At 71.4% G+C, this 26988-nt stretch carries 23 protein-coding genes; 8 read left to right on the forward strand and 15 right to left on the reverse strand.

The window, feature by feature from the left end:
• Positions 1-17: 17 nt before the first annotated feature.
• The 8 genes from AB0J08_RS03210 (at position 18) to AB0J08_RS03245 (ending at position 6274) form a co-directional block, all read left to right on the forward strand.
• Positions 18-878, forward strand: coding sequence for a hypothetical protein (locus tag AB0J08_RS03210; protein WP_360626011.1), 861 nt, complete (start codon positions 18-20; stop codon positions 876-878).
• 179 nt (positions 879-1057) lie between these two features.
• On the forward strand, positions 1058-1279 hold the full coding sequence (locus AB0J08_RS03215) for a hypothetical protein (protein WP_360626014.1): 222 nt from the start codon (positions 1058-1060) through the stop codon (positions 1277-1279).
• A 261-nt stretch (positions 1280-1540) separates the two neighbouring features.
• A complete protein-coding gene (locus AB0J08_RS03220) occupies positions 1541-2692 on the forward strand; it encodes an AAA family ATPase (RefSeq protein ID WP_360626382.1) in 1152 nt (383 codons plus the stop codon).
• On the forward strand, positions 2689-4491 hold the full coding sequence (locus AB0J08_RS03225) for a hypothetical protein (protein ID WP_360626017.1): 1803 nt from the start codon (positions 2689-2691) through the stop codon (positions 4489-4491). The genes AB0J08_RS03220 and AB0J08_RS03225 overlap by 4 nt, the downstream gene beginning before the upstream one ends.
• A 295-nt stretch (positions 4492-4786) precedes the next feature.
• On the forward strand, positions 4787-5155 hold the full coding sequence (locus AB0J08_RS03230) for a DUF317 domain-containing protein (protein ID WP_360626020.1): 369 nt from the start codon (positions 4787-4789) through the stop codon (positions 5153-5155).
• 83 nt (positions 5156-5238) lie between these two features.
• Positions 5239-5406 (forward strand): hypothetical protein, encoded by a 168-nt coding sequence (locus tag AB0J08_RS03235; protein ID WP_360626023.1) that lies wholly within the window; start codon positions 5239-5241, stop codon positions 5404-5406.
• A 92-nt stretch (positions 5407-5498) separates the two neighbouring features.
• Complete coding sequence (locus AB0J08_RS03240) at positions 5499-5909, forward strand: hypothetical protein (RefSeq protein WP_360626026.1); 411 nt, start codon at positions 5499-5501, stop codon at positions 5907-5909.
• Positions 5906-6274 (forward strand): hypothetical protein, encoded by a 369-nt coding sequence (locus tag AB0J08_RS03245; protein WP_360626029.1) that lies wholly within the window; start codon positions 5906-5908, stop codon positions 6272-6274. Before AB0J08_RS03240 ends, AB0J08_RS03245 begins: the two co-directional genes overlap by 4 nt.
• A gap of 252 nt (positions 6275-6526) precedes the next feature.
• Here AB0J08_RS03245 and AB0J08_RS03250 read toward each other — a convergent pair whose 3' ends face one another.
• The 15 genes from AB0J08_RS03250 to AB0J08_RS03320 all read right to left on the reverse strand — a co-directional run bounded on the left by AB0J08_RS03250 (position 6527) and on the right by AB0J08_RS03320 (position 26611).
• Positions 6527-7015: a hypothetical protein gene (locus tag AB0J08_RS03250; RefSeq protein ID WP_360626032.1), complete on the reverse strand. Its 489-nt coding sequence runs from the start codon at positions 7013-7015 to the stop codon at positions 6527-6529.
• Between the two features lie 294 nt (positions 7016-7309).
• Positions 7310-7723, reverse strand: coding sequence for a hypothetical protein (locus AB0J08_RS03255; RefSeq protein ID WP_360626035.1), 414 nt, complete (start codon positions 7721-7723; stop codon positions 7310-7312).
• Between the two features lie 177 nt (positions 7724-7900).
• Entirely contained in the window at positions 7901-8176 is a 276-nt protein-coding gene (locus tag AB0J08_RS03260) for a hypothetical protein (protein ID WP_360626038.1), read from the reverse strand.
• A gap of 319 nt (positions 8177-8495) precedes the next feature.
• A complete protein-coding gene (locus AB0J08_RS03265) occupies positions 8496-9485 on the reverse strand; it encodes a hypothetical protein (protein ID WP_360626042.1) in 990 nt (329 codons plus the stop codon).
• A 117-nt stretch (positions 9486-9602) separates the two neighbouring features.
• The gene (locus tag AB0J08_RS03270) at positions 9603-10871 is read right to left on the reverse strand and encodes an ATP-grasp domain-containing protein (protein ID WP_360626045.1); all 1269 of its coding nucleotides are present in this window, start codon (positions 10869-10871) and stop codon (positions 9603-9605) included.
• A gap of 44 nt (positions 10872-10915) precedes the next feature.
• A complete protein-coding gene (locus tag AB0J08_RS03275; protein WP_360626048.1) occupies positions 10916-12040 on the reverse strand; it encodes a GNAT family N-acetyltransferase in 1125 nt (374 codons plus the stop codon).
• Positions 12041-12073: 33 nt separating this feature from the next.
• Positions 12074-13396 carry an MFS transporter gene (locus AB0J08_RS03280; protein WP_360626051.1) on the reverse strand — a complete coding sequence of 441 codons (1323 nt, stop codon included), beginning with the start codon at positions 13394-13396 and terminating at the stop codon, positions 12074-12076.
• A gap of 662 nt (positions 13397-14058) precedes the next feature.
• The gene (cas3, locus tag AB0J08_RS03285) at positions 14059-16473 is read right to left on the reverse strand and encodes a CRISPR-associated helicase Cas3' (protein ID WP_360626054.1); all 2415 of its coding nucleotides are present in this window, start codon (positions 16471-16473) and stop codon (positions 14059-14061) included.
• A gap of 23 nt (positions 16474-16496) precedes the next feature.
• On the reverse strand, positions 16497-17174 hold the full coding sequence (gene cas5 / locus AB0J08_RS03290) for a CRISPR-associated protein Cas5 (protein WP_360626057.1): 678 nt from the start codon (positions 17172-17174) through the stop codon (positions 16497-16499).
• Positions 17171-18196 carry a type I-B CRISPR-associated protein Cas7/Cst2/DevR gene (cas7i, locus tag AB0J08_RS03295; protein WP_360626059.1) on the reverse strand — a complete coding sequence of 342 codons (1026 nt, stop codon included), beginning with the start codon at positions 18194-18196 and terminating at the stop codon, positions 17171-17173. Before cas7i ends, cas5 begins: the two co-directional genes overlap by 4 nt.
• Positions 18193-19626 carry a hypothetical protein gene (locus AB0J08_RS03300; protein WP_360626062.1) on the reverse strand — a complete coding sequence of 478 codons (1434 nt, stop codon included), beginning with the start codon at positions 19624-19626 and terminating at the stop codon, positions 18193-18195. The genes cas7i and AB0J08_RS03300 overlap by 4 nt, the downstream gene beginning before the upstream one ends.
• Positions 19623-20351, reverse strand: coding sequence for a CRISPR-associated endoribonuclease Cas6 (locus tag AB0J08_RS03305; protein ID WP_360626065.1), 729 nt, complete (start codon positions 20349-20351; stop codon positions 19623-19625). Before AB0J08_RS03305 ends, AB0J08_RS03300 begins: the two co-directional genes overlap by 4 nt.
• A 3652-nt stretch (positions 20352-24003) precedes the next feature.
• Positions 24004-25746, reverse strand: a complete 1743-nt coding sequence (locus tag AB0J08_RS03310) for a mobilization protein (protein WP_360626068.1) — start codon at positions 25744-25746, stop codon at positions 24004-24006.
• Positions 25727-26074 carry a plasmid mobilization relaxosome protein MobC gene (mobC, locus tag AB0J08_RS03315; protein WP_360626071.1) on the reverse strand — a complete coding sequence of 116 codons (348 nt, stop codon included), beginning with the start codon at positions 26072-26074 and terminating at the stop codon, positions 25727-25729. Before mobC ends, AB0J08_RS03310 begins: the two co-directional genes overlap by 20 nt.
• A 312-nt stretch (positions 26075-26386) precedes the next feature.
• Positions 26387-26611 carry a hypothetical protein gene (locus AB0J08_RS03320; protein ID WP_360626074.1) on the reverse strand — a complete coding sequence of 75 codons (225 nt, stop codon included), beginning with the start codon at positions 26609-26611 and terminating at the stop codon, positions 26387-26389.
• Positions 26612-26988: the final 377 nt, after the last annotated feature.

The following is a 26988-nucleotide window of genomic DNA, read 5'->3' on the forward strand; positions in this document are numbered from 1 at the left end:
ATCACGTAGAGACGACCATGACCGACTCCCCACACCCCGCACTCCTGGACAGCCGCCGCGTACTGAACGCCGCCTACGAGGGCCTGGGCAGCGCCCCGGTCGCCGACCTACTGGTCGCCGCGAGCCGGACGCTGGAGCCGTCCAGGGGCTGCCTGGCCCTCGCCGACGCCGGCTTCCGCCTCGCCCAGCAGGTGTACCCGCGTCCGCAGAACCCGCTCGACCCTGCCGTGCTGACCGCCTTGGCCAATGCCGACACTCTCCCGGGCACCGCGCGGCTGGCATGCTTCTGGCGGGCCCTCGCCACGACCGCCAGCCCCGACGAATTGGTCATCGAGCTACCGGAGTTGCCCGCCCCTACCCTCGGTCCGCAGCAGCAGGCAGTCGCCTGGCTGCACAACGGACACCTCTTCTCCCGCCTGGGGGCAGCGTCGTACACGGCCCTTGAGGTGGCCCTCATGGCCTCCATCGACGACGAGGCCACCCTGCCGCGGGCCCTCGCCAACCTGGGCCCGACGGTCTGCGGCATCGTGCCCGAGGGCCCGAACCTGCCGACAGCGTGGTCCGCCACGATCGAGGCGACCGCCCGCCATGCCGTCGCCTCCGCGTACGGGCTGCCCCGCGAGGCCGGTCTGCTGGACGCGCGCATCCCCGAGATCCTGGCCGACGCCGCCCGGGCGCCCCAGCGGATCCAGGCCGAGCTGCTGGAGGACGCCGCCGGCGCGTTCCGCTACGCGAGCGACGAGCTGTTCACCACCCCGGCGGAGAGCCGCCGTGCGGACGCGGCTCGTACGCGCACCACGGCCAGGCGCCCACGGACAGCCCAACAGCCGGCCTCGGCTGCACCGCGGATGCTGCCGCAGCAGCGCCGCGTCCGCTGACCGTCGAGTCCCGCGCCCCGGAAACGGGCTGGCACCGGCCGCCCAAGCCCTCCAAGCCCTCCAAGCCCCGAACCGAACACCACGGAGCAATCCTGACCTCGCAACCTCTCGACTCCGCCCAGGGGCCCTCGCCCGTCCACGAGGCGGGGGCGCCCGCAGAGCACACAGCCCAGCAGTTCGTGCCGATCCGGCGCACCGCCACCGGCGAGATCACCACCACCGGCTACAACGCCGCCGCGCTGCGGATCCTGATCGGGGCCGACTTCGAGGAGGCTCCTGGCTGCTCCTGCCCAGCAACCGAACCCAGCACGGACCGGACGCACGGGCCTGCTCGGCAGCCAGCGAGCTGCCCGTCGACCGCCACCCCGTGCGCCTGGACCGAGCACTCGGCCGGCCGCTGACCGTCGACGGTACGCCCCTGCCGGGCGCCCGCACCGCCCGGCCCGGCCGGGGCCCCGGGCGAACCGGCCCGGACAGACCCCGTGAGCGGGCCGGCCTCGCCGTCATGGTCCCGGTGATCGTCCCGCCCTTGATCCGCTCCGAGAGCGGCCCCGCCATCCCAGCACATTGCCAACCCCGCCCGCCCTCGAACCCGTTGGAGGTTCCTCGCTTTGACCACACCCGGACCGTCCGTCAAGCCGGCACACGCCAAGCCCGGCGAGCTGCGGGCCAAGGTCGCCAAGTTGCTGGCCGACCGGCCGGCGGCCCCGTTCACCATCGGGGAGATTTCCAAGGCATTGGGTCACTCCCACGGTGCTGTCCAGCAGGCGGTCAACACGCTGGTTGGGCGTGGAGAGGCCGACCAGCTCGGCACCGGAAGGCAGTTCCGTGCGAACGGGAAGACGGCCTTGGCCGCGGCGGTCGTGGTGATCAGCCCACCGGGCACGCACTCTCCCCGGGCCCAGGCGGCCACGGCCCGCACGGCCCCGCCCGCACCGAAGACGCCCCGGCAGGTCGGTCCGATCCGCCGCGCGGGGGGCCAGCTCTACCACCCCCGGGAGCTGGCCTCCCTGCCCGACGTCGAGGCGCTGGCTCGGCTGCGTGCCGCCGACGTGCCGGTGCTGCTCTACGGTCCCCCGGGCACCGGCAAGACGTCCCTGGTGGAGGCCGCGTTCCCCGATCTGATCACCGTCGCGGGCGATGGCGACACCACGGTCGGCGACCTGATCGGCGATTACACGCTGGCCGATAGTGGGGGCTACGTCTGGCAGTACGGTCCGCTGGTCACCGCGATGACCGAGGGCCGCGCCCTGCTGATCGACGACGCCACCCTGATCTCGCCCAAGGTTCTGTCGGCGATGTATCCGGCGATGGACGGGCGCCGCCAGATCCAGGTCAAGGCGCACAAGGGCGAGACCGTCACGGCCGAGCCCGGCTTCTTCGTGGTCGCGGGCCACAATCCGGGCGTACACGGGGCGATCCTGACGGAGGCGCTGGCGTCCCGGTTCAGCGTGCAGATCCAGGTCGGGACCGATTATGACCTTGCTCAGGCGCTGCGGGTCGATGCCCGGGTGGTCCGGGTCGCCCGGCACCTCGCCGGCCAGGTCGAGCTTGGTGAGCTGGGCTGGGCCCCCCAGCTGCGGGAGCTGCTCAGCTTCCAGAAGACCGAGGCCGTCCTCGGCAGCCAGGCCGCGTGGGCGAACTTGATCGGGATCGCTCCTCTGGAGGACCGCGACGTGGTCGCCGCCGCCGTCAGCAAGATCGCTGGCGTCAAGAACGTCAAGCCGCTCACCCTCGGCCGTCAGCTCCCCGCCACAACCGCCCCGGCTGCTCAGCAGCCCACCGGACCCGCGAACCGGGGCCGCCAGCGATGAGCGCCCATCACCACGTCCAGTCCCCGGTCACCACGCCCGACGACGCCGCCGATCTCGCGCGCTGGGACGACGACGGCGCCCCGCCAGCACAGCCCCGGTCCTCCCCGGCCGCTTGGCTGCGCGTGGGAGCCGAGCTGGGTGATCGGCTGGTCGCGCTGTCCGGCCGGCAGGACCTGCTCGTCACCTGCCGTCCCGGCACCCGCAGCGGCGCACCGGCCGCCTTCTTTCCCGCCTTGGCGGAGGTCGAGTTCGACGCCACGCTGTTCGAGCCTCTCCAGCCCCACGAGGTCCATCCGCGGATCGTGGGCGACGAGGAGCGCTATCCCGCTGCCTGGGGAGTTTTCGTCCATGAGGCGGCTCACGCGGCCCACTCCGAATGGGTGGAGCCGACCGGCGCGGACCCCCGCGTCGTCGAGGCCGCGCTGCTGCTGGAGGAGAGTCGTGTCGAAGGCGCTCACCTGATCAGGCGGCCGATGGACCGCACGTACCTGCGCACCAGTGCCCGGACCCTGGTCATGCCCGACATCGCCAACCCCGCCTTCCAGGGCGTCGAGCAGGCCGCCGGCGTGGCGGCCCTGATGCTCGGCCGCCGGGACGCCGGCATCCTGGACGCCGGCGAGACCAAGGCCGTCGCCGACCTGTGCGAAAAGGTGCTGGGCGCCGACCTGCTGGCCACTCTCACCGGGATCTGGACCGCGGCCCACCAGTGCGCCGACAACGACGCCACCACCATGCTCGCGCACGCCCAGGACTGGTGCGACGCCCTGGACGCCGCTGCCCTCGCCCTGCCCGCCGCGCCGGAGGACCTCACCGATCTGCTGTCCGGCGCCGTGGTGATCGTCATGGACAACATGGCCGCCAATGACGCCGCCGACCTCGCGGCACGGACTGCTGCGGACAGCGCCGTTGCCGCGCGGTCCAAGGCCCAGGCCCAGGGCCGCGCCCAGCAGGCCGACCAGCGGCGCAAGGCCGCCGCCACCGCCAGGTCGGTCTTCAACTCGCGCAGCGCCACCGTCAGCCCCGACGGCACACCGATGCCCTCCAGCAACCCGGTCACCGGCACCCGCAGGCCCACCGCCGCCGAGCAGAGTGCCGCCGCGCAGCTCAGTCGCGCGCTTCGAGCAGCGGCTTATCGGGAACGGACCGAGGAGCGGACTACCAGCCCCACCCCGCCGGGCCGCCTCAACATGCGCGCGGCCCTCGCCCGCGACGCCCAGCGCGCGAGCGGGTCGGTGCCCACCGCAGAGCCGTTCACCGCCACCCGCCGCCGCAACTCACCCACCCCGCCGCTGCGGGCGGGGATCGCCGTGGACGTCTCCGGCTCCATGTCGGCCGCCTGCGGGCCCGTCGCATCCGCTGCCTGGATCGTGGCCCGTGCAGCGGCCATGACCGGCCCCGACTCCCGCACCGCCACCATCGCCTACGACGCGCATCTGACCGCGCTGACCCGGCCCACCCACCGGGCGCCGGAGCGCGTGACGACGTTCAACGCCAGCGGTGGCAGGCACAACCTCGCCGACGCCATCGATGCACTCGACCACGGCCTCGACCTCAGCAGCCCCGGCACCGGCCGTCTCCTCGTGATCGTCACCGACGCCCGCTACTTCGGCGACGAAACCGCCAACGCGGTCACCCGCATCAACCGCCTCACCAAGGCCGGCTGCGCCGTGCTCCAACTCACCCTCACCAAAGAGTCCCTGCACCTGCCAGGGACCACGCTGCTCCACCTGCCCCGGCCCTCCAGCGCCCCTGCCGCCATCGCCCAGGCCGCCACCGACGCCATCCGCAAAACACGCTGAGACGCTGACGGAGGCGTTGGGCTTGGTGCGGCAGACCTCGCCACCAGGTTCGCCGGCCTCCCGACCCGGACCGAGGCCGACCACCCCGCGGTCCCTTTCCCCAACCAGACCGGCGCCCCTCCGCCGCGCCACCCCCGCCGACACAACGCGCCTGTGCCCGGACCAACTCGGTCCGGGCACAGGCGTGTTCGCCTGTGGCAGACGAACCCTCGAACGGACTACGCAAATCGGGGCAGTCCAAGTCAACATGGACGACCCCGCAGCGCCTGCCCGAAGGAGGGCCCCTCTGTCCGTCGTGATCTCCGCCCCCGCTGTCCGCGGTCCCCGGCCCGGCGACGCCATCCCGCACCGCACCTGGCCGCTCGGTGAGGGCAACCCCAACGCCATCAGCGCCTTCCTCTACGAGCACGGCTGGTCATGGGTGATCGACGCCGAGGGCGGCCTGCACGCCGCGTCGCCGTGTACCCAGGTCTACGTCGGCTACCAGCCGGACAACCGGCACGTCGACACCTGGATCATCGCGCTGCACGGCACCGCCCGCCAGCCCGGCTGGCGCGCCACGTTCAACCGGCACACCCCCGCCGAACTGGTCATCGACCTCCTCACCTCCATGGTCAACCGCTCCACCCCCCGCCCGTCCACCACCACCTCGTCGACCTCCTGAAAGGACGCGCCATCCCCCGCACTCCCCGCCTGTCCGCCCGTCGCCGCCTCACCTTCGCCGAATACCTGATCAGCGCCGCCGCCGTGGGCCTCACCTTCCACGCCCTGCTGGTCGACGAGCAGGCCGCCACCCGCATCGGCGTGCTCCTGATCGCTCTCCAGCTGATCATCGCGCGAGTCCTGCTCGTACGTGTCCCGGCCGTTGCCGAGACGCCCGGGCGGATTCCCCAGCAGCGCCGCCCGCACCGCTGACCGGCACCTCCCTCGCATGCCGCCGTGGCCCGGCCCGGCGGCCCAGTCATCGACGCGCACCTCGCGTCGAGCACCGCGACCACGGAGGCCCGTTGGAACCCGAGACCCTCGATCTGCGCGGCGACCGCGTCGGCATCGCCCGCGCGTTCGGCACCGCCTACGGCCCCGCCAACAGCGCGGGCGAGCGGACCCGCTACCACGTGCTCGCCTACCTCGCCCCGTCTGACCGCTACCTGCTGGCCGTCGGCGGCATCGACGGAACTCCCGCGCGGCACCACCCCGGCGAGGGCCGCTGCGGGTGGAGCACCGCCGATCAGCTCGCCGAACTCGTCGTCGCCCACCTGGTGCGCGCCGACAGCGGAGGCCGGACCATCTGCCACCACCACATCGTCCCCGGCGCACCGGACCGCCCGTGTCGAGCCTGCCGGATCCGCCCGCCCCGCACCGACTGCTCGTTCTTCTCCCAGTCCCGCTACGCTCCACTTCCCCAGGAGGCTCCGTGACCACCAACCTGAACAACTCCCGCCGCGGCCTGCGCCATGCGGCGGTCACGTTCATCACGCTCACCGCCCTCTCCGGTGCCATCGCCGTCACGGCGGGCCTGCGACACGACGGCGCCTGGGCCGCCGTCGAACTGGCCGCGTGCGGCGTCTCCGCCCTCGCCCTCTACCGTGTGAGCAAACTGCTCGACGCCGACGCCGACCGCGCGGTGCTCACCGGCCTCGCCTCCGGCCCGGCGCCCGTCGGCGAGCTCGCGGGCGACCTCGGGCTGCGAGTCGCCGTTGTGCGGCTCAGTCTCACCCGGTTGTTGAACTCCGGCCAGGTGCTCCAGGACGAGCACGGCGGCTTCCGCCTGCTCGACCGCTAGGCGGGAGCCCTTCGGGGCAACGACGACGGGGCGGCACCGCGATCTCTCGCGGTGCCGCCCCGTCGTCGTTTCGCGGAGTCCACCGAAGCCCGGCCCCGTGCCGGCCACCCGCCGCCGCCGGCTGCGGGCCGGCGGCTCAGACTGGCGAAGAAGCAGTGTCCGACCCTGCACTATTTCCTGGCACCGGGTCGGGCGTAGCGCTTGACGGTCGGGCCTGGGTGGCTTGCGGCGGCGTTCAGTTGAGGTTCCACCTCAAAGCAGTGGCAGAGGATCCTTGACGTCCGAGAGCTTCTTACTTCGCACCGTCCGACCGTCGGAGAGCAAGACCCGAAAGCGTAGGTATCTGGGTACCTGCCCGCCAACCAACTTGCGCTCGGGTAGGTCCATCCACTGCAAGACTCCGTCGAAGGCGGGGACCTGCACCGGTTCCTTGAACCGGACCCCCTTCATGAATTCGGGCTTCTTTCGTGGGACGCGACTCAAGTGAGCGACAAGTTCAACCCGTTCTGCGCCCGTCGCCGTCGAGCCCTTGTTGATCAGGCGCAGAGCAAAGCGACAATCTCGCTCCTCGCCTTCACGAGCGCCCTCACGCAGCACGGGGCTGATACCCCACCTTTCAACCCGCACCTTCACCTTGGGCTTGGCACGCCGAAAGGCCATCCACGAGATCAGCAGGCTGAATGCCGCGACGATGGCGCCGGCTACGGCGATCGCCCGGGTGAGGTTGTCAGGTTGCGCCATGGCCCAAGTGTGGCGACGGATGCCTGGGCCGGCTTGGGGACACGCAGAACATCGGCGGCGGCGCGAGCGGGCCGGGGCCAAAGGATCACACGATCGATTCCCCGGACCCCGCCCTCCCGGACAGCCGCCAGCTGCTGGCGCCGCGTACGACCTGCTGGGCAGCGCACCGGCCTCGACCTCCTGGTCGCCGGGAGCCACATGCTGGAGTTGAGTCAAGGGGTTGTGGACGCGGGTGAAACGCCGAGTTTCTGGAGGCGGGCGTGGCACCGGGCCCGGGTGCCTTCGCCCAGGTGCTCAGGCTGCGGCTTCACCGGGAGGCTCATCCTCTGAGGAGTCCTTCAGATAAGACCACGGGCGAACCCCCGTGTAGCCAGGGGGGAGGTCGTTGCCCGTCGATTCCTTGTACCTCGTCTTGGCCTCCTCGCTGGCGTGCTGACCAGCAGGGAGCCTTCGCAGGAAGGGGTCGCGGTCATCATCCATGGAGGACCGCCGGGGCTGGTCGGTCGTTTCAGGGACGGAGAGCGACGCCTGATCCTCGGCGTTCTCGGAGTCCCGCCCCTCAGCGAGACTGGCGGCGATGGCGGCCAGGGCCACAGTGGCGACGGCAGCTCCGACGGCGAGGACCTTCGGCCTGTGCTTCCTGTACAGGCTCTTCGCGTTCTCGATGAAGGAGGCGGGCCCGTCATCCTCGGGCGTGGAGTCATTCACGCGCACAGATCTACCGGACCCTTCCCTCACCTGTCAGGCGCTTGCCGACATCGCCCAATTGAGCACCACCGGCGTGTCCGACTGTTCGACCAGTAGGTTCAGCGCCCCGTCGTCGTTTCGCACAGTCCGCCGAAGCCAGCTCGCGGGCCGTGCACCCGCCGGCTGCGGCCCGTCGGCTCAGTTGAGGTACATCCCTGCCCAGGCGCCGTCGTAGCCGGTCGAGGCCATCGCCGTCTCGAAGTCGTCCCAGGCGGTCTCGGGAGCCGAGAAGTGCTGCTCGAAGTACTCGACCGTCAGATCGCCCTCCAGCCACTCGTGGCCGCAGCGGCAGCGGACGAAGACGTGCGCGCGGACGTTGAGGAGCAGCCAGTCGCGGGCCGCGTTGCACTCGCCGCAGGTGATCACGGTGCCGCGGGGGTTCAGCTCGTCGTGATGCGGGACCGCGCGGATCACGGGCCTGTCCGGCGAGAGCGTGGGGAAGTCAGGGATCGAGAGCTCAATATGATCGAGCGGCGGGAGGTCAGCCGGCTCGAGCGGGTCGTTGTGGCCGTCGTGAGGTCTCGGCGAATCCGACAAGTACAGCCCTTTCGTTAGCGATGCCGGGGCCAACCGGGCACATGCCGATTTTATTCCCGAAACCGACACTTCGTTATCCAGCTGTGACCCTTCCAGTGGCGGGCGGGCGAGTCCGCGGCGCCTGGCCAGGCGCCGCTGGAGTCCGTCAGCCCGTGGCCAGGTCGGCCTGCCGGACTTCTCGGGCAGAACAGGGAATTCACCTACTCGGGGCGGGTCGGATGGCGGCCTGTTCTGCTCGCAGGACCTGGACGACAAGGGCGGAGGCCGCTGTGGGAAGTCGAGGTGAGCGTGCCTGCGCGGCGGCGGTGCGGGCGGCCGGCTCGGTTGAGGCGGCAGCACCGTGCAGGAGGGCGGCGAGGGCTGGGCCGTTGCTGAGCCAGGTGTCGATGTCCGACCACATCTCCGCGTTGCGTTCCTCCACCGCGGTGGTGTGGGCGGGCTCGATCGGAGTCCCGTCCGCCCGGGTGTAGCGCCGAAGAGTGGCGTTCCACTCGTCGAGGATCCGGTTGGCCGCCGCGAAGGTGGCGGCCAAGGCGCGCAGGTAGTAGCCGGCCTGGTCGGCTTCCCGCCCGGGTAGCAGGAGCTGGTGGGCGGCGTGGCCGTCCTGGAGGAGGGCGTCGGCGTGGGGTAGGACCCGTTGGAGGTGTGCGAGCGCGTCGGCGTCACGGCGGACTTTGCCGTCGCCGTAGAGCTGCTCGTCCAGCGGCCAGCCGTCTTCGTCGCAGAGGCCGTCGGAGATCGAGTCCCAGTGGTCGAGGGCCAGTTGGGCTCCGCGGAGGGCTTCTTCGAGGACGGCCAGTCGGTGCCGGGCCAGGAGCCGGTCGTGGCTCGGCAGCAGGGTGCGCTCGATGTCGGCGGCTGCGGTCTCCGGGTCTGCGGGGACTGCGAGTTGGAGCTGGTCGCCGACGACGGCCTGCCGGGTGTAGGCGTGTCCGTCGGTCAGGGCGACCGAGCGGATCGTGTAGCCGAGCCCGGTGGTGTGCTGATCCTCGGTGGCGAGCAGGCCGATCGGCCGGGCGGGGTCGATGAGGACGGAGGCGTTGCGGAAGTCGGCGAACTGGATGGGGCCGAGGGCGAGCAGCGAGACGATGTCGGCCATGTCCGCGTCGAGGTCCAGATGGTGCTCGGCCGCCCAGGTGCCGGGCAGGCGGGCGGCGAGGGCGGTGGCGTAGGAGGGGAGGTCCACGGTCCTGTTCTCGGTTGTCGGCTCGGGCCGGGGGTGTCGTCGGTGCGCGCGAGCGGCTACGGTCGCGGGGCGGGCCCGGCGCGAGCAGTGCGCCGGGCCCGCCGTCGGTGCGGTGCGTCAGTCCTCGGTCGGGGCCGGGTCGACCACGATGTCGAGCAGGCCCTCGGCGTGGGCGAGGTGCTCGTGGACCTGGGCGGCGTCGGCACCGGTGACCACCAGGTGCCCCAGGCGCGCGGTGCCGAGGTCGCCAGCTGGGGGCAGGAGGACCTGCCCGCCCGGGTGGCACTCCCACACGAGGCGCTCCAGCCAGTCGGGGGTGCCCAGTTCGGGTCGAGGCCAGGCGGTGCGGACGGTTCCGGAGGCGGCCGGGTAGAGGAAGCGGACGCCGGCGGCACCGGAGCGGGTGGGGGTGAGGTCGGGTTCGCGGCCGAGGGCGATGTCGGCCGCCGCGGCGGCGAGGTCGAGGCCGGTGGCGAGACGGACCAGGTGTCCGATCAGGTCGCCGCCGATGCGCCCGTTGACCTCGATCAGCCGCGGGCCGTCGGCGGTCAGGCGCATCTCGACGTGGGAGATGCCGCTGTTCATGCCGAGGGCGTCCAGGGCGGCCTCGGCAACCGGGCCGACCTGCGCGAGCAGCGGGTCGCCGGCGGCCACGACGTGGCCGACTTCCTCGAAGTGGGGTTCCGGTCCGAGTTCCTTGCGGGTGACGGCGACGGCGGTGGTGATGCCGCGGCGGGTGACGCACTCGACCGAGATCTCGGGGCCGGCCAGGTACTCCTCGACCAGGACGCCGCTGCCCTCCTCGCCCTGGTCCTCGGCTCGGCCGCCGGCGTAGGCGAACGCGCCCGGCAGATCGTCGGGGTTCTCCACCTTGATCACGCCGATGCTGCCCGCGTGGGCGGCGGGCTTGAGGACCACGGGGTAGCCGATGCGGCGGGCCGCGCGGGCGGCGGTCACAAGGGAGGTGACCCGGATCGACTGGGCAGACGGCACACCTTCCGAAGCCCACACCGCCCGCGAGGCGGCCTTGTTGCGGCAGGCCGCGGCGGTGGCCGAGGACTGCCCGGGTACACCGAGGTCGGCGGCGATGTGCGCGGCCGGCACCAGCGCGTACTCGTCCCAGGTCACGACGCCCTTGATGTCGTGCCGCTCGGCGAGGCGGGCGACCGCCCACCGCAGCTGCTCCAGATCGTTGAGGTGGGCCACTTCGTGGTCGCGGACGTGATCCAGCTGCCAGGTCGGTTCGGTGGCGTTCACCAGGACCAGCGGGCTGCGCTTGGCGGCGGAGGCGAGACAGTAGGAGCGATAGGCCGGGTCTCCCGAGCCCAGGACCAAGAGCACACCCTCGTCACGGGTGTCGTTCGTCGGGGCGGTGACGGTGGTCATGCTGGTCCTTCCGGTACGGGGCAGGGCGGCGGGCACGGTGGGGTTCACCAACGGGCCCCCGCCGGCAGGTGCGGGGCGGCCTGGTCGCCGAGGCGCTTCGACAGCCGTCGCAGCGCGTGCTCGGTGGCGGGCCGGTGGCCGTCCAGGTGGACGACGGTGCGCAGGATGCGCGGCCGATAGCCGAGGCGCGCCTTCGCCAAATGGTTGGCGCGGCCCGCGTCGATGAAGGTCGCGCCCTGGTCGAGTGCCCAGCGGGCGGACTCGCACATCAGCCAGGTGTAGACGAGCGGGGCGAGGGGGTTCTCGTAGTCGAGGCCGGAGGCCCAGAGGTAGAGGCAGCCGTCGTACAGCCAGCCGTAGATCCCGCCGACGAGGTGGCCGTCGTGGCGGGCGGCGAGCAGGACAGTGCCGGGGACGGTGACCAGCTGCTCGAACATGTCGGGGCCGTAGAGCCGGGTGCCGTGGCGGTCGGCGGTGCCGGCGGCCAGCGGCGCGAAGGCGGGTACGGCGTCGAGGATGTCCCGGGTGTTGGTGTGCGGGTCGAGGACGAGGCCGGCTTCGGTGCCCCGGCGCCAGCGGCGGCGGATGTCCCGCCGTTGGCGCGAGGGCATGCCCTGCCACCACTGGTCGAGGGTCGGTCCGAGTGTGCGGGTCCAGGCGACATCGGTGGCCAGGTCAAGAACCGTTCCCGCGCCTGCGGCGCGGGCGGCGGTGGTCAACCGGTCAGCCTGGGCCTGGTCGAGACCGGGGTGAACGAGGGCGCTGGCGCCGAGCCGGGTGACGAGGTCGAGGCCGGCCCGGGCGGTGGCGGAGGCCATCATGGCGGTCGCGGTGCCGGCGCCGCCGTACTCGGCGTGCGGGCTCCCGGCGTACAGAACTCGGCCGGACCACACCGGCGGGACGCCGGCGTCAGTCTCCTGGCTCGTCCAGTACGGGGAGCCGTCGGCGTCGGTGAGGAAGAAGGAGACGGTCTCGCCGTCCCCGTCGGGGTCGGTCAGGTGGAGGTGGTGGTGGTCCAGGATCCGTTCGGTGGTCAGCGTCGACCAGGCGCTCGCCCAGGCCCGGGTGCGGGAGGGGTGCGGTGCCCGCCGGGTGTCGGCCGGGGCGTCGTCGAGTTTGTCGTACGAGCGGGCGGTGGCCTGGGATACGGCGGAGTGGGGCAGGGTCATGCGGTGGCGGTCTCCAAGGGGTTGGGGGCAGGCTCAGGCAGCTTCGGCCTGGATCGCGGGCTGGTCCTGGTCGGCGGGCTCGGCGGCCGGCTGCTCGTAGGTGTGCCGGTGCCGGTGGAGGCCGGTCAAGCAGAAGGCGGTGGCGCCCGTGACGGCGACGGCTCCGGCGAACAGCAGGGCCCTCACGCCGTCGGCGGGGACGACTACGACCAGCAGACCGGCCAGCGGCAGGGGGGCCAGGACGAGCAGGACGCAGACCGACAACGTCGCGCCGAAGCGCCGGGCGGGGATCAGGCGGGCGCGGGCGGTGCGCAGGGCGACCGTCGCGGCGCCCTCGGCGGCCATCAGGGTGGCGACGGCCGCGGTGTAGGTGACCAGGGTCGGGGCCAGGGCGGCACCGGCGGCGGCTGCGCAGGTGATGACGGAGGAGGCGAGGATTACGGGGAACAGGCCGTGCCGGTCGATGGCCGGCTTCGCGGCGAGGACGGCCAGCAGGCTGGCGCCCGCCGCGACGCTCCACACCAGGCCGGTGGCGGCGGTGCTGTGGTGAAGGTCCTGGGTGACGGTGATCGGAGTGGAGACCTGCAGGAGTCCGGACAGCAGGTTCGCGGCGGCCAGCGTGGCGACCAGCCAAGCGAGGGCCGGGGTGCCGAGCACTCCCTTCAGGCCGCCGGCCAGGGCGTCGCGGGCGCGCTCGCGGGGGTGCTCGGCGACCAGGCGCAGCCGCACTCGCGGGGTGTGCATGACCAGCGCCATGGTGATGGTGACGGCGGACAGGATCGCCACGGTGGCCAGCAGGAGGGCCGGACCGGCGAGCAGCAGGGCGCCGCCGATCAGCGGGCCCAGCAGCGCCGCACTCTGGTCGATCGCGGTGAACCGCGACTGCACCCGGTGAGCCTGGGCACCGGCTCGCCGGCTCGCCTCCGACCCGAGCGACTCGACCGCCAGGAACGAGCCTTCGGCGAGCATCCCCGCGACCACGCCGAAGCCGAGCACGATCGGCACGCCGAGCCCCAGGCTCATCCCCACCAGGGTCAGCAGGGCGGCCCCGCCACGCGCCAGGCTGGTCACCAGGACGGCGGTCTGCGGACTGTGCCGGTCGACCAGCGGCCCGCCGAGCACGATCGCGGCAAGCCGGGGCATCCACTCCAGTAGGAACGCGGCGCCGGTCCACATCACCGAGTGGGTGAGGGTGAGGACCAGCAGCGGCACGGCGTAGGTGATCACCGAGCCCGCGAGGGCGTCGGTGCCGCGCAGCACATAGCAGCGCAGCAGCCAGTCCCGGTCGCTCTGCGGTGTCCGTCGCAGGGCACGCTCGGCGGGGTCGCCGGACTCCGTGAACGGGAAGACGGACATGCTGCTCCTGCTGGCGTCGACGGGTCGGTGGTCCGCCCGCCGACGAAGCGTCGGTCGCGTTCGTCGGCGGGCGGACCCCAAGACTCCGCGCCATGCAGCCCGACGCATCGCGCCGATCATGTGGTAAAAGCCGCGCTTGGGTGATCCATGCGGATTGATCAAAGCGCCAGGGGCGCCACGGGCCCTATCCGGTGAGCTCTCGGCCATTGCCCCACCGCGCAGCGCGCGGCCCTGTCACCGGACGGGCCCGCGCAGTTTGCCTTGGTGCGCGCGGTGGCGGCGAGCTGGCGCAGTACGAAGTCCAGCGAGTGACAGAGTGCTCTCAGGCCAACGGCTCCGGCACCACTCAATCAAGTCCAGTAGCACGGGGATTGGCATCGCCGCCCTCGACCTGTGCTCCTTGGAGTTGCCGCCCCTTCAAAGGCAGATCAGGGCGGCAGAACCTTCGGCTTCGACTCTTGGGAGTGGTAGTTGATACCCCTCTCAGGGGCGATGAGAACAGACACGGTGGTACTGCTACCGCTGGTCTGCGCTAGTTGCTACTCCGCCGGGCGCGATGAGACCCGCTGAGCCTTCGCCCTGGTGCTCGGCTTCAAGGGGTTGCTACCCCTGAACGGGGCGATGAGCGTACCTACCGTGCGCTGTTGATGCGCTGGCGGCCGTCACACGACCTGGCTGGTCTGGTAGGCGTGTCGGTGGGGGCCGCGGATGGCGAGGAGGCCGAGGTCGGGGTCGTAGTCGGCGTCAAGGACGCGGACGTTGAGGGCTTTCTCATAGCGGCTGAGTTGGGCGGCCCAGGCGGGCATGGGGATGAGGTACTGGTCGGCGACGAGGCGTCCTTCGGCGGCAGTGCCCTGGGTGAGGGCTTGGGTGTAGGCGGCGCGGTGCTGCTCGAGGATGGCTTCGGTGCCGTCGAAGAGTTCGTCGAAGGTCTGGGCGAGGTCGGTGCGGTCGGCGAAGGGACGGCGGAAGGTGAGGAAGGCGCTGTCGAAGGCGTCGCGGTGAGTGGCGACTTCGCCGTGCCAGTGCTTGCCCCAACCGGTGCTGTAGATGGTGTTGAGCCAGCCGGTCGCGTCAACCTCGCTGATGATGCGGTTCTGGTGTTCGAGCAAGCGCTGCCAGCCGGCCTCGACCGGATCGCGGGGGTAGATGCCGTCGGCGTACTCACCTGGCTGGTTGCGTCGGCGGGTCCATGCGGGGGCGTGGACGATGACGTCGGCCGGCTCGCGGGCGCCGAGGCGGTTGACGCGGCCGAACCGCTGGAGGAGGGCTTCCAACGGCGCGGCGGCGGCGAAGAGGACGTCGAGGTCGAGGTCGAGGCTGACCTCGACGACCTGGGTGGCGACCAGTAGCCCGGGGAGGCGGTCGGCTGCTGCGCTGGCGAACCGGTCGCGGATGTTCTGCTCGATGCGGTTGCGGTCCTGGCGGGTGAAGCGGGAGTGCAGGAGGAAGGCGCTGTCGTCGCCGTGGAGGGCCCGGCAGTGCGGGGCGAGTTCGGTGAACAGGGCCAGAGCGTGGGCGACGTTGTTGGCGACGACCAGCACGCTCTGGCCCCGGTCGAGGCGAGTGCGGATCTCGTTGGTGGTGGCCGGGTCCGTGAGGTGGTGCTGGCGGACCTGCAGGCGGTGGCGGGCGGGCAGGCCGAGATCGGGGGTGTCCACCAGCGTGGGCGCCTGGTCGAGCGTGTCCTCGAAGAGGTCGGCGAGAACGTCGGGCAGCGTGGCGGAGACGACCGCGATCCGTCCGCCCAGACGCTCCCACAGTCGGGCCGTGGCGAGGATGTAGCCGAGGCGGCGGGAGTCGTAGGCGTGCAGCTCGTCCAGGATGAACACCGAGTTCGCGGCGTCCACGAGCAGGCCGGCGTGGGCCGGGCCCGCCAAGGCGGCGCGGAACAGCTGGTAGGGGGTGCCCACCCGGACGCTCTCGCGGAACAAGCGGGTGAACGCTGCCCGGGCCAGGGCCTTCGACGCTTCGCTCTGCTGGCAGGGCCCGGCCTGTTCGTCCTCGTCGGGGTTGTCGTTGGAGCGGATGGCGGCGGCCAGGTGGTAGGAGGCGGCGCGGGAGTGGGCGACGCCAACGAGCTCCGGATCGCCGAGGAGGTCGGCGAAGCGGTCGGCCATCGCGTTGATGGAGGCGAGGTAGGGCAGGGTGAAGAAGACCCTGGGCACGCCGCCCGTGTGCTGGGCGAGCTCGGTGACCTGGCGGGCCGCCCACAGCAGCACGGCCTCGGTCTTGCCGCTCCCGGTGGGCGCGCGCAGGAGCAGGTGACCGCTGGTCTCGGCCGCGCGGAGCTGGTGCTCGCGCAGCACCCGGCCCTTGGTGGCCATCTGCTCTTCGAGGGCCGGCCGGAAGCGGTGGTCGAACGGCTGGGAGGTGTGGAGACTGCCATGGGCGGAGGAGAGGTGGTCGGCGACCGTCACCGCTCCTTGGAGCAGGACGGCGGCCAGGCCGACGTTGGCGGCCACCCTCCGGTCCCAGCGGTTCAGCAGCTCGGTGAGGATGCCGTGCGCCGTGCCGGTGAGGCTGATGCTGCTCAGCGTGCCGGTCTTGTGGGTGGTGGGGAGCAGGGCGGTAGCCGCGGTGGTGTGCAGCCAGCCGAGCAGCGCCGTCACCGCGTTCTCGTCGATCGGGCCGATCCGCTTCGCGAGTTCGTCCGCTGTCAGGCCGTCGTAGAGGAAGCGCAGATCGCGGCCGTTGCTGCCGGTCAGGGCGCGGTGGTGGGTGGCGACACCTGCCGCCACCCACCCAAGCAGCTGCTCGTCCGGGACCAGGGCCGGCAGGAAGCCCAGGGAGACGACCTCGTGGCGTTCGCCCCAGGAGCGAACCTGGCCGAGGAGCATCTGCTGGCAGCCGTCGGGGAGTTTGCCGCCGTCGTGGTAGAGCCCGCTCAGCTGGGCGGCCGGCCAGAACCGGCCGTCCAGCACGCGCTCGGCGGCCTCGATCCGGCCGACCCGCCGGGCGAGCTCGATCCCGGCCACCAAGGTGGCCTCCAGGTGCACTGTCAGCTCTTCGGGGGGCACGGCGCCGCGGGCGCTCTTGGCCAGCAGCGTCCGCAAGGGATCGGCGCTCGTGCCCAAGGTTGTCTCCTTCAGTTGCCGGGTCAGGCCGGGTTGGCGGCGGTGGTGAAGTGGGCGCCGGGGTGGACCGGCGGCAGCAACAGGACGGCCTGCCCGTCGGCGTCCGACCAGCTTCCGGGCACCAGGGTGCTGCTGCGGGCGGTGGCGTCGTGCCGGTAGTCGCCCCAGACGGTCCGCTCCCGCCCCGGGGCCACCGACGTCGGCAGCCGCAACAGCGTGCCCTGGGCCTTCGGGAAGGTGGAGACAACGGCGCCGCGCTGCTCGCCCTCGACCGAGGTGAGGACGGTGTGGTCGAGGCGAATACCGACAAGGTCTTGGCTCCGGCCGAGCCGCAGCGGCCACACCGGTCGCCGGAGCCGGCTGCGCCACGCCTCGGTGTCGTCCAGCAGCCAGACGTGCACGGTGGCGTCGGCGAGGAACTCGCGGGTACGCGGCACCGGGGTCGTGGCCTTCCCCGTCGCGTCCAGCGGGTGGTAGGTCTCCAGGTCGACGCCGCTGCCGGCGGCGTGAAAGGCCATGGCGAACCGCAGGCCGATGTCGACCCCGTCCCAGCCGCCGGCCGCCGCCGCGAGCATGCCCGCGACGGTGGACGGGGGCGGGCAGGGATGAGTGACCTGCACACCGGCGTACAGGTGGTTGCGGAAGGAGACCACCGGCGCGGTCAGCGTCACCCGCAGCGCCGTGACCGAGGCGGCCGTCATGCCGCGGGGTCCTCGAACCAGGCGTCGTGCTCGCCCGCACCGATCCGGTCGGCCAGGCTGTTCAGGATCACCCGGGGGTGCCCGAAGACCACCGCGCCGCTGTCGACGAGGTCGGCGAGGTCCTTGACCGCCCGCTCACGCTGGTCACCGAGGAACCCGGGCGACCAGCCGACCAGCACCGGGCCGTCCAGCTCGTCGCTCCACGCCTCGATCTCCTCGCGCAGCACATCGGCCTGGAAGACGGGCCGGCCGTCGTCGGCGCCGACGATCCGGGTGAACGGGTTCACCCCGCCCTTGACCGAGGCGAGCAGCACCAGCGCCGGGGCGCGGTCACCGTAGTGGAGGGCCTGCTTCGCGCCGCCGCGCACGGCGGCGAGCGTGCGCAGCACGGTGTCCACCCGCCGTCGGCGCTCCGCCAGCGGCAGCTTGACCGCGCCGGTGCCGCGCAGCGTCGTCTTCTCGGCACCCGCCTTGACGGCCTCCTCGGCGGAGGCCGAGCTCAGCGCGGTGCGCAGGCCGGTGCCGTCCGTCTCGAAGACACCGACCCGGGGGAGGTCCAGGAGCACGTCCCCGGCCAGGACGGCACTGTAGAGCTCGTGGGAGTGGATCACCGGGTGCTCGCCAGCGGGGAAGTCCCGGCTCATGGTGCCGAAGTCGCTGGTCGGGCGCTGGGGGACGACGGAGACGAACGTGCCGGTCGCCAGCACCGTCTCGCGACCGTAGCTCTCCTTCTTCACCGCCACCATGTACCCGAACAGGTCGTCGTCCAGGTGCAGATCGGGGCGGCCCGCGGTGTACGCCTGCTGCTTCGCGCCGGAACCGCTGCGGGTCACCGGCGAACGGGACTCCTGCACGGGCAGGCTGTCGCGCAGCCAGCGGCGGAACGCTTGCGCCGACACGTACGGGTGGACGTCGCGGCCCACCCGCAACTGCTTGACCTTGCCGTTGTTGTCCTCCGCCAGTCCGTTGTTCGGGGCTCCCGCCACCACATCCAGAACGATCTTGCCGACCAGATACGTCACTGCTGCTCATCCTCCACGTCGAACGTCAGGGCTTCGAGGTCGCGGGGATCGAGATCCTCCTCGCCCTCCTCCTCCGGCTGCTCGGGCTTCCAGCCGAGCGAGTTCAGTTCCTGCAGCACACCGACCAGGAGCATGTCCCGGTGAAACCAGGCCGGGTTCTGCGAGACCGGGCTGAACAGCAGCTCGAAGCCCCGCTCGGTCACCAAAGGTCCGGCTGCTCCCGTGGGCGGCTTGACGGTCCACTGCACGCCTTGGGAGGTCAGCCACGCGCGCAGCTTCGACGGGTCGCGCAGCAGAGTGCGGAAGCTCCGCAGTTGGCCGCCGGTGGTCGCGGTGTTCAGCAGCACGGCCACGTTGCGGGCGGTCCTGGCGATCTCGGCCAGGTCTTTCTCGGTCATCAGCATTACCTCGGTAGCGAAGGAGTTGAGCAGCACAGCCAGGGATTCGGCCCGGGACCGGTCACGCCCGGTTCGGGTCAGGCCGCCGAGCAGTCGGCTGTGGCCGGCGGACACGATCCGGCTGGGCGCGCGGAAGACGTTGCGGGCCAAGGCCACGAGCCCGGGAGTCGACGAACTGGCGTGGGCGCGCACCAGCTCCGCGAACCCGGTCCGCCGGTCAGCCAGCCGCTGGGTGCGGCGCAGCCACTCGGCCAGCGGCTGCTCCAGAGAGTGGATCTCCAGCTCCTGGCCGCGGTTGTTGTTGTTGAATACCAGCAGCTCGACGGCGGCGCCCATCGGCCGGCGGTGGGTGCGCAGCGCGGTCAGCGCGACGACCTCCTGCGCGCCCGTCTGCCGCTTGCTGGCGTCGCCGGTGGCGGCGAGCATCCGGTTGTGGTCGACCTGCTCGGCCACGGCGTGCTGAAGGAAGTCGTCGTCCCAGCTGTGCAGGGCGATGGACGGCCCGCCCGTGAGGCGCACCCCGTAGGGCAGCGCGTAGAAGCTGTTCAGGCACGGCCAGCACAAGGCCATCCCGTCGTGGCCTCGCGGGGTGGTGTTGCGGTACGACGGGCTCTCGGCGAGAGGCACGTCGCTCTTCCCGTAGTACCCGACGGCCTGCCGTGAGCACAGAACGCAGACTGTGGGCGGCCAACCGGACGGTGCGGGCAGAGTCCGCCACTGCTCCACCCGCTCCGTGATCTCGGCATCGGTGCGCTTGCCGTTGCTGGGGTGGTTCATCGCGGTGTTGGGGAAGAAGGAGTAGCTGACCTTCAGCCAGAACCCGTCCGGCGCTTTGCTGTCGCGTCCAAGAGCGGCACGCAGCGCGTCCCGGGCCATCGGCCTCAGCGCCGCGTTGAACTCGGCCGCGGTGGCCTCCTCCGGAGAGCCATCGCCGGCCAGGGCCGCGAGCGCGAACGCCCCCACCCTCTGCAAGGGGTGCGCGGTCAGCACCAGTTGGCCCTGCCCCAGGTCACCGTCAGCTGGCGCCGTCATGCTGCCACCCAGCCGAACCCGGCCGAGTTCGCCTGCCCCAAGCCCCAACTCCACAAAGCCCGCAACGTCTCCGGCGCTCCCGCCAGTTCTACCTCGACAGCAGCCCCCGGCTTGGCCCCCTGCCCAACCGCGAACGACCTCTTCGGCCCGATCCAGGACACCGACTCCAGGCTGACCGCGGTGTCCAGGCCCAGGGTCTCGGCCTTGCGCCGCAGGTTCCCCTGGAAGTAGCCCGCCCACTCCAGCTCCGTCGGCAGCACCCACGCCTGCCGCGGACCGCGTACCCCGTCCGGGCTGTAGCCGGAGCCCTTCATCACCACCGGAGTTGACGTCCGCAGCACCGCCCGGCCGTCCGCGAACTCCGGCGGTGCCACCACATCGAGGCCGGTTAGGCGCAGGGCGACCCCGCCCCAGTCCAGCAACTCGCGCTCCGCGAACCCGGCGGCCAGCGCCTGGGCGATCTCCAGCACGGGGCTGCCGAACTCCACCACCCCGCGCCCACCCGCCGCATACCGCCCGGGCCTTCGACGAGCGGTCGAGAAGACCGGCGCACCGTGCCCGAACGGCGCCATCCCGTGAGGCTCCGCGCCGTTCTCGTGGAGCCGGCGCCCAAGGTCGGGAGCCACCCGCCCCAGCACGTCGTAGACCAGCCCTCGGCCCGGGGCCAGCACACTGCCCCACGGCACCTCCGCCGCCGCCGTCACCACGGCCAGCCGCACCCTCATCCCGCACTCCAACGCTCAAACGGCATGACAAACCAGCAAGCTGATGAACCACCAGCCGCACAGTCCAGGACCCTAAACGGCGCCACTGACAGCCGTCACAAGATTGCTCACAGTCACCCGCCGCCCGGTCGGTACTCGGTGCCGTACCGTTGAAACGAGCCCGCCCAGATCGCCAAGCCGCGTACGGCAGCGCCATGACGTGGTCGACGGCATCACGGACGTATGCTGCAGAACCTGGCTCGCCAGTCGGTCCGCCCCGGCCACTGACCCGTGGCTTTACATTTGGGCCTCATCACCCCTCAGAGGGGTAACAACGCGAACTGGGTACCCAGGTGCACCAGGCACATGCCGGTCTTATCACCCTCGGAGGAGTAACAACGTGAGGTCGCCATCCGGGAACTCGCTGATGGCCTGCGTCTCATTGCCTCTCGGTGGGGTAACAATTGGCCGTCGGCGGTCAGCGTCGCCGGGATGAAGACTGTCTCATTGCCCCTCATAGGGGTAGCAAGGTGTACTGCGCGCTGGCTGTGTCCGCCGCGCCGCAGTCAGAGCCGCCTCGTTATGGTGGGCTTGCTGTCCTTATCGCCCTTGGGAGGGGTAGTAATCACGAGCCCTCGATACAGGACTCGGACCCCGGCGTGGTTCATTGCCCCTTGGAGGGGTAGCAATATGGCCTTCAGGTGGTAGTGCTCAGCGCCGCGCCCCGGTCTCATCTCCCCTCGCAGGGGTAGCAACAAGATCTCCACGATGTTGTTCGTCCCGGTCAGACCCATCCCGTCTACATCGCCCTCGGAGGGTTAGTAACACGATCTGGTGGAGGCGGCTGGTGGCGCCACTGTGGGTCTCATCGCCCCTCGGAGGGGTAGCAACACGATCCAGCCGTGTGCGAGCGCATGAATGAGTCCGGGCTCATCGCCCCTCGGAGGGGTAGCAACTAGTCGGTGCCGCCGACGAAGAAGTGCTCCGCGAGGTCTCATCGGCCGTTGGAGGGGTAACAACGGATATGCGTGGTGGGTTAGCATGCCAGCCTTCTGGACTCATCGCCCCTCGGAGGGGCAGCAACGTCTGCAACAGCCCGTGGACGAATCCGAGTTCCCAGGTCTCATCGCCCCTCGGAGGGGTAGCAACAGCCACAGCTCGCGCTGCTCCTCGGCGGCGACGTGGGATCATCGCCCCTCGGAGGGGTAGCAACCCCTCGCGCAGTCGCAGGCTGGCCTCGCGCTCCCAGGTCTCATCGCCCCTCGAAGGGGTAACAACCGGGTGAGGTGGAGTCCTCCGGCCTTCCCGGCGGCGGTCTCACCGCCCCTCGGAGGAATAGCAACGCGGCCCGGCGGGTGATGGCGTGTCCGGGGAGTAGCGCCTCATCGCCCCCCGAGGGGTAGTGCCTTCGGGCAGGAGCGCACCATCCACCGCGTCTCATCACCCCTCGGAGGGGTGGCAACGGGTAGTCCCAGCCAACCCAGACGACCGTGACGACGGTCTCATCGCCCCTCGGAGGGGTAGCAACTGGTAGGCGGCCACAGGCCGGCCCGCTGCATCCACGTCTCATCGCCCCTCGCAGGGGTAGCAACTACACCTGGCAGCGACTCGGCGGCGGCCACCGCGTCGTCTCATCGCCCCTCGGAGGGGTAGCAACAGAAGGCGAACGGCCAGACCCCGCCCCGCCTCCTGGTCTCATCGCCCCTCGCAGGGGTAGCAACGTGACGCCGTGGACGGGCCTGGCCGCTCTGCACGCGGTCTCATCGCCCCTCGGAGGGGTAGCAACATGTCCCAGAGCCGGTAGAGCATTTGGAACGGCTTGTCTCATCGCTCCTCTGAGGGGTAGCAACGTGTACATCTCGCGTTTGGCGACGGAGGCCCCGGTGGTCTCATCGCCCCTTGGAGGGGTAGCAACTCGTACCGGCCCCGCACGCCCGGCGCGGCCTTTGCCGGTCTCATCGCCCCTGGCAGGGGTAGCAACCGGACGATCACCAGCCAGGGGCGGGCCACGCCGGATCTCATCGCCCCTCGGAGGGGTAGCAACCTGCAGGACGCGCTCCACCATGGCGGGTGGAGGTCGTGTCTCATCGCCCCTCTGAGGGGTAGCAACTTCTACCAGGACCGCATCCAGAACGGGGCGTACCTGTCCCATCGCTCCTCAGAGGGGTAGCAACTCCAGCACCATCACGTCGCCCTGGTCGCCCTCCAGCCGTCTCATCGCCCCTCGGAGGGGTAGCAACAGCCACAGCTCGCACTGCTCCTCGGCGGCGACGTGGGATCATCGCCCCGCGGAGGGGTAGCAACCGGAAGCCGACGAGGCAAACCAGTTGGAGCTTCGCGTCTCATCGCCCCTCGGAGGGGTAGCGACGCGGTGGACATGGAGGTCCACCAGAACCTCGCCCTGGTCTCATCGCCCCTCGGAGGGGTAGCAAGATCGTCCGGGCCACCTGCTGCGACGTGCCGGTCACGGCTCATCGCCCCATGGAGGGGTTGCAATCTGGTCAGCCAGGTGCGGGTGACCTGCAAACACAGCGACTCATTGCCCCTCGGAGGGGTAGCAACTAGTGCATCAGCACGTCCCAGTCCTGAAGGTAGGTCGTCTCATCGACCCTCAGAGGGGTAGCAACTAGCCGGGGGCTCGCAGGCGGAGGGCTGCTTCGAAGTCTCATCGCCCCTCGGGGGGTAGCAACATCAGCCACCACGGCTGGTCGTCGACCACGGACGGCGTCTCATCGCTCCTCGGAGGGGTAGCAACATGATCGGCGTCGTCGTCTCGGAAGACCGGCCGCAGGTCTCATCACCCCTCGGGGGGGTAGCAACACGTAGGACTCCGACACGCCCTTCCACCGAGTCAATGGATCGTCGCTTTGGGAGGGGTAACAATTCGAGGGTGACGGACAGCAGTTCGGAGTGCTCGGTGGGCACACCGCCCCTCGGAGGGGCAGAAACGGGAGCGAGTGGAATCGTGGTCACCCGCGTCGAACGGGCTTATCGCCCCTCGGAGGGGTAGCAACATGGCCTTCAGATAGTAGTGCTCAGTCCCGCGGCCCCTCTCATCGCCCCTCGGAGGGGTAACAACTAGGTCAGCGGGATCCCGAGCTTGCTGCCGAACGGGCCCTCATTTCCCCTGGCAGGGGTAACAATCTGTTGGGGGCGTGGCAGCCGGAGCCCAGAAGCAGGGGTTCATCACCCCCGGAGTAGCAGGAACTGCTTCATTGTCACCGAGCCGAACACTCTGCGGGAGGAGTGCTGGCCGCAGATGTCCCCCTCCGCACCTCAATTCCCCCTCGCGGCTCTGGCGCTGACCTGACGGTAAGCGAATCTCGGGAGGTATGCAGTGACGATCGACAACTCCGACATGGTCGGACCCGACGACTACGAGCTGCTGGCGACAGGGGTCTGGAAGGACGGCCAGGCGGTCTCGGCCGTGGTCCGAATCCAGCGGCCGGCCCCGCTCCCGCCGATGCCCCCGCTCCCCGAACCCTCTGGTCGCTGCGCCCGGAGGCCGGAGTGCCTCGACGGCGAGTGCTCCTGCGGCGAGCCAATGCTCGACGACTTCGCGTTCCCCGACGGGGACGGCCCGGACAGCTGGGGCAGCTGCGAGGAGTCGCTGCTGCGGCTTCGCCGGGGTCGCTCCCCACGCAGGTCTGCGCGAGGAGCAACCCCAGGAGGTTCAGCGCCGGCTGTTGCGAGCCTGACGCCCCTCGACGGGTGCCGGAGCCGCCGGCCCGTCGGTCCGGGCGCGGACGCCGGGCCCCTCGGAGCTGGCCGAGGGTGCGGCAGACAGCTTCGCGATCCGGCGGACCCGCCAGACCATAACGGCGGTGACGGAGTCCGCGGTGTCGAGTTCGCGGCGGTTCCTGGCCTTCTCCAGGAGCGCGACCGGGTCGTGGCCGGCCGCCTCCGCCTCGGCGAGGGTGGCCGCAAGCGCGTCCCAGTCGCTCCCGCCGTGCTCGCCAGCCACGGCTTCGGGCAGCTTCGCCCGGATCACCGCGTCCTGGCGCTCGCGCACCGGTGACGGCAGGGAGCGACCCCGCGCGGCCATGGCCGCCATCGGGCGGGCGGCCACCGTGGCGTACGCCGCCCGCAGCTGCTCGGCCGCGGCGCTGGCGGCGGCGGCCTGCTGAGCGTGCGAGCGCGCGGAGTGCCACCGGGCGGAGGCGATGGCCAGCAGGATCAGGGCCGACAGCAGCATGGCGGTCACGCCGCCGTCCTCGCCCCGGTTCCCGGTGTAGCCGCTGCTGAGCATCTCGCGGGCAGCTGCTCGCACTGCCCGGTTGTCGGCCCGCTCGGCGCGCACGTGGGATCGTGATGCCCGCTCGAATGACCTTGCTGCAGAGATGAGTTGGGCCCTGGTGTCGGCCGGGGCGCGGACGGCCAGCACGTCGATGATCTCGATCGCGCCGACCAGCTGCCCCGCTGCGCCCTCTTCGCTCCCTTCCTCTATGGTCCGCGTGGCGTCGTCGACCGCGGCTGCGGCGTCCCGGCGGGCGCGGGCGGCCTTGGAGCCGGGCACACGGGCCGTGCCGGTGGCCGGGTCGCCCGGCTCGGCGGTGCTCACCCCGGCGGCCCGGACGCCGCCGCTCAGCCGCTTGCGGATGCGCGGGAGGGAGAGGTCGGGGGCCAGCTTCGAGCCGGGGAAGTAGACCGGGTCGCCCTTGCCGTTGCGGTCGTCCGGGTCGGCGACCGAGTACCCAAGGGTGTCTCCGGAGGGTCCGATGCGCCGCTGCACCAGCAGGCCGGCGGCGGCGAGGCGGTCGAAGAACTCGGCTTCGCTCGCGCAGCCCGCGACGGCGCGGCGCACCTGGTCCCGCAGCTGGAGGCGGACGGGTTCCGGTCGCCCGAGCCGTTCGGCTTTGTGGGTTTCCGCGCTGGTCGGGCGCTTGGCGGCGGTCTTGTCGCCGGGATTGAGCTGCTTGAGGCCGAGGTCCTTCTCGATCTGCCGGCACTCGTCCTGGGCGCGCTGGGCGTCACCGTTGAGGCGGGCTTGGCGCCCGTCGCCGCGTACGACGGTGGCCATGATGTGGATGTGGCGCGGGTCGTGGCGGACCGCGATCCAGCGGCATCCGTCCGGGTCGCCGGGTTCAGCGATGCCGGCGGCGGCGACGACGCGGCGGGCGACCTCGGCCCACTCCTCGTCGGTGAGCAGCCGGTCGTCGGGGTCGGCGCTGACGGGGCAGTGCCAGACGTGCTTCTTCGGCCGCCTCGGTCCGAGCTGGTTGACCCGCAGGTCCAGGACCTGCTCCAGCTGCTTCAGGTTCGCTGCGGGGTCGCGGCCGGGGTCGGGCGCGAAACCATCCCAGCTCGCCACCAGGTGCGGGTCGAAGTGTTCGTCGTGCTTGCCGGGGCCGTAGAGGTAGGCCAACAGGCCGTACGTCTTGCTACCGCGGCTGATATCAGGGACCAATTGGTCCACCGGCGACCAGCTGGGCGGCAGCGTCGTCGACCGCGGCGACCGCGGCGCGGACGGCTCCGAGCGTCGGGGCCAGCTCTGCAGGCTGGACGTAGCCGGCGGCGTTGAGGCCGAAGACCATCTGGTTGAGGTTGTTGCCGACGCGGGCGAGCTGCGCGCGGGAGGCGGCAAGCTCGTCGACGGCGCGGTCGAGGCGGTCTTGGGGGTCGCGGTCAGCGGGTGTTCCGCGGGCGGCGCTGATGGCGCTGGTCGCGAGGAAGCGACCGACGGTGACGGCGCGGACAGCGGCGGCGGTGTCGATCTCGGCTTTCTCTTCGGTGTTCAGACGCACGGTCAGCTTGCACGTGCGGCTCTGGGGGTCGCGGTGGCGACGGCGCGGGCGGCGAGCGGTCGGCTCGGTGGAATCGTTCAGCAGCTCGATCGTCTCCTCCTCCTTCTCCCTCCCGGCACCCCCTGGTGCCGGGAGACCGAGGACGAGTCGAGCGCCCCCGCTCGACTCGTCCTCGGTCTCCCTCGCCCCTCCTGGGGGCGAGGGCAAGTGCGAAAACCGGGCGTAAGCCCGGCTTTCGCGATAGCTTGCTGCGCCGTAGGGGCCAAGCGGTCAGGCACCGAACTGCGGTACTGGGCAAGCATTTTGGCCAGATCAGGCGGCGGCGTCCTCCAGCTCGATCTTGGCGTCGAGCAGCAGCCCGAGCCCGTAGTCCATGACCTCGATCGGGCTCTCCAGGACCACCTTGGGCCCGTGAGCGGTCCGGCGGACGAGCCAGCTCCCGTCGCTGGCGGCGGTGGCGGTGCGGACGAGTCGCTGCTGCAGGAGCAGACTCATCAGGGCATCAGGGGTGGTCTTCGGCGTAGTGGTGCTGGTCATGGGCGTTTCCTCGGAAGCGAGTTAGGCGTGGGGTGGGATCGCTGTGCGACAGAGTGCGATGGGCGCGCGGAGCCGGGTGGGGAGGTCGGCGGAGGTTTGGCGTCGGCGTCCTCGATCATCCGCAGCAACTTGCCCATCCGCTCGTTGCTGATGGAGTAGCCCTCCTCCCGGAGCCCGGCGGCCACGACCTCCCGGTTGGTCCGGCCGGCCCGCGCGGCGGCCTGCCTGGCGACCGGCACCAGCACCTCGAGCTTCACCCGCGCCCGTCCCGTTGTCGCTACCGGACCGGACGGACCCGGCACGGGCACCGGACCGGGCACCGGACCGGACGGACCCGGCACGGGCACCGGACCGGGCACCGGACCGGACGGACCCGG

The organism is Kitasatospora sp. NPDC050463 (assembly GCF_040655255.1).
In the GTDB taxonomy this organism is placed as follows: Bacteria; Actinomycetota; Actinomycetes; order Streptomycetales; family Streptomycetaceae; genus Kitasatospora.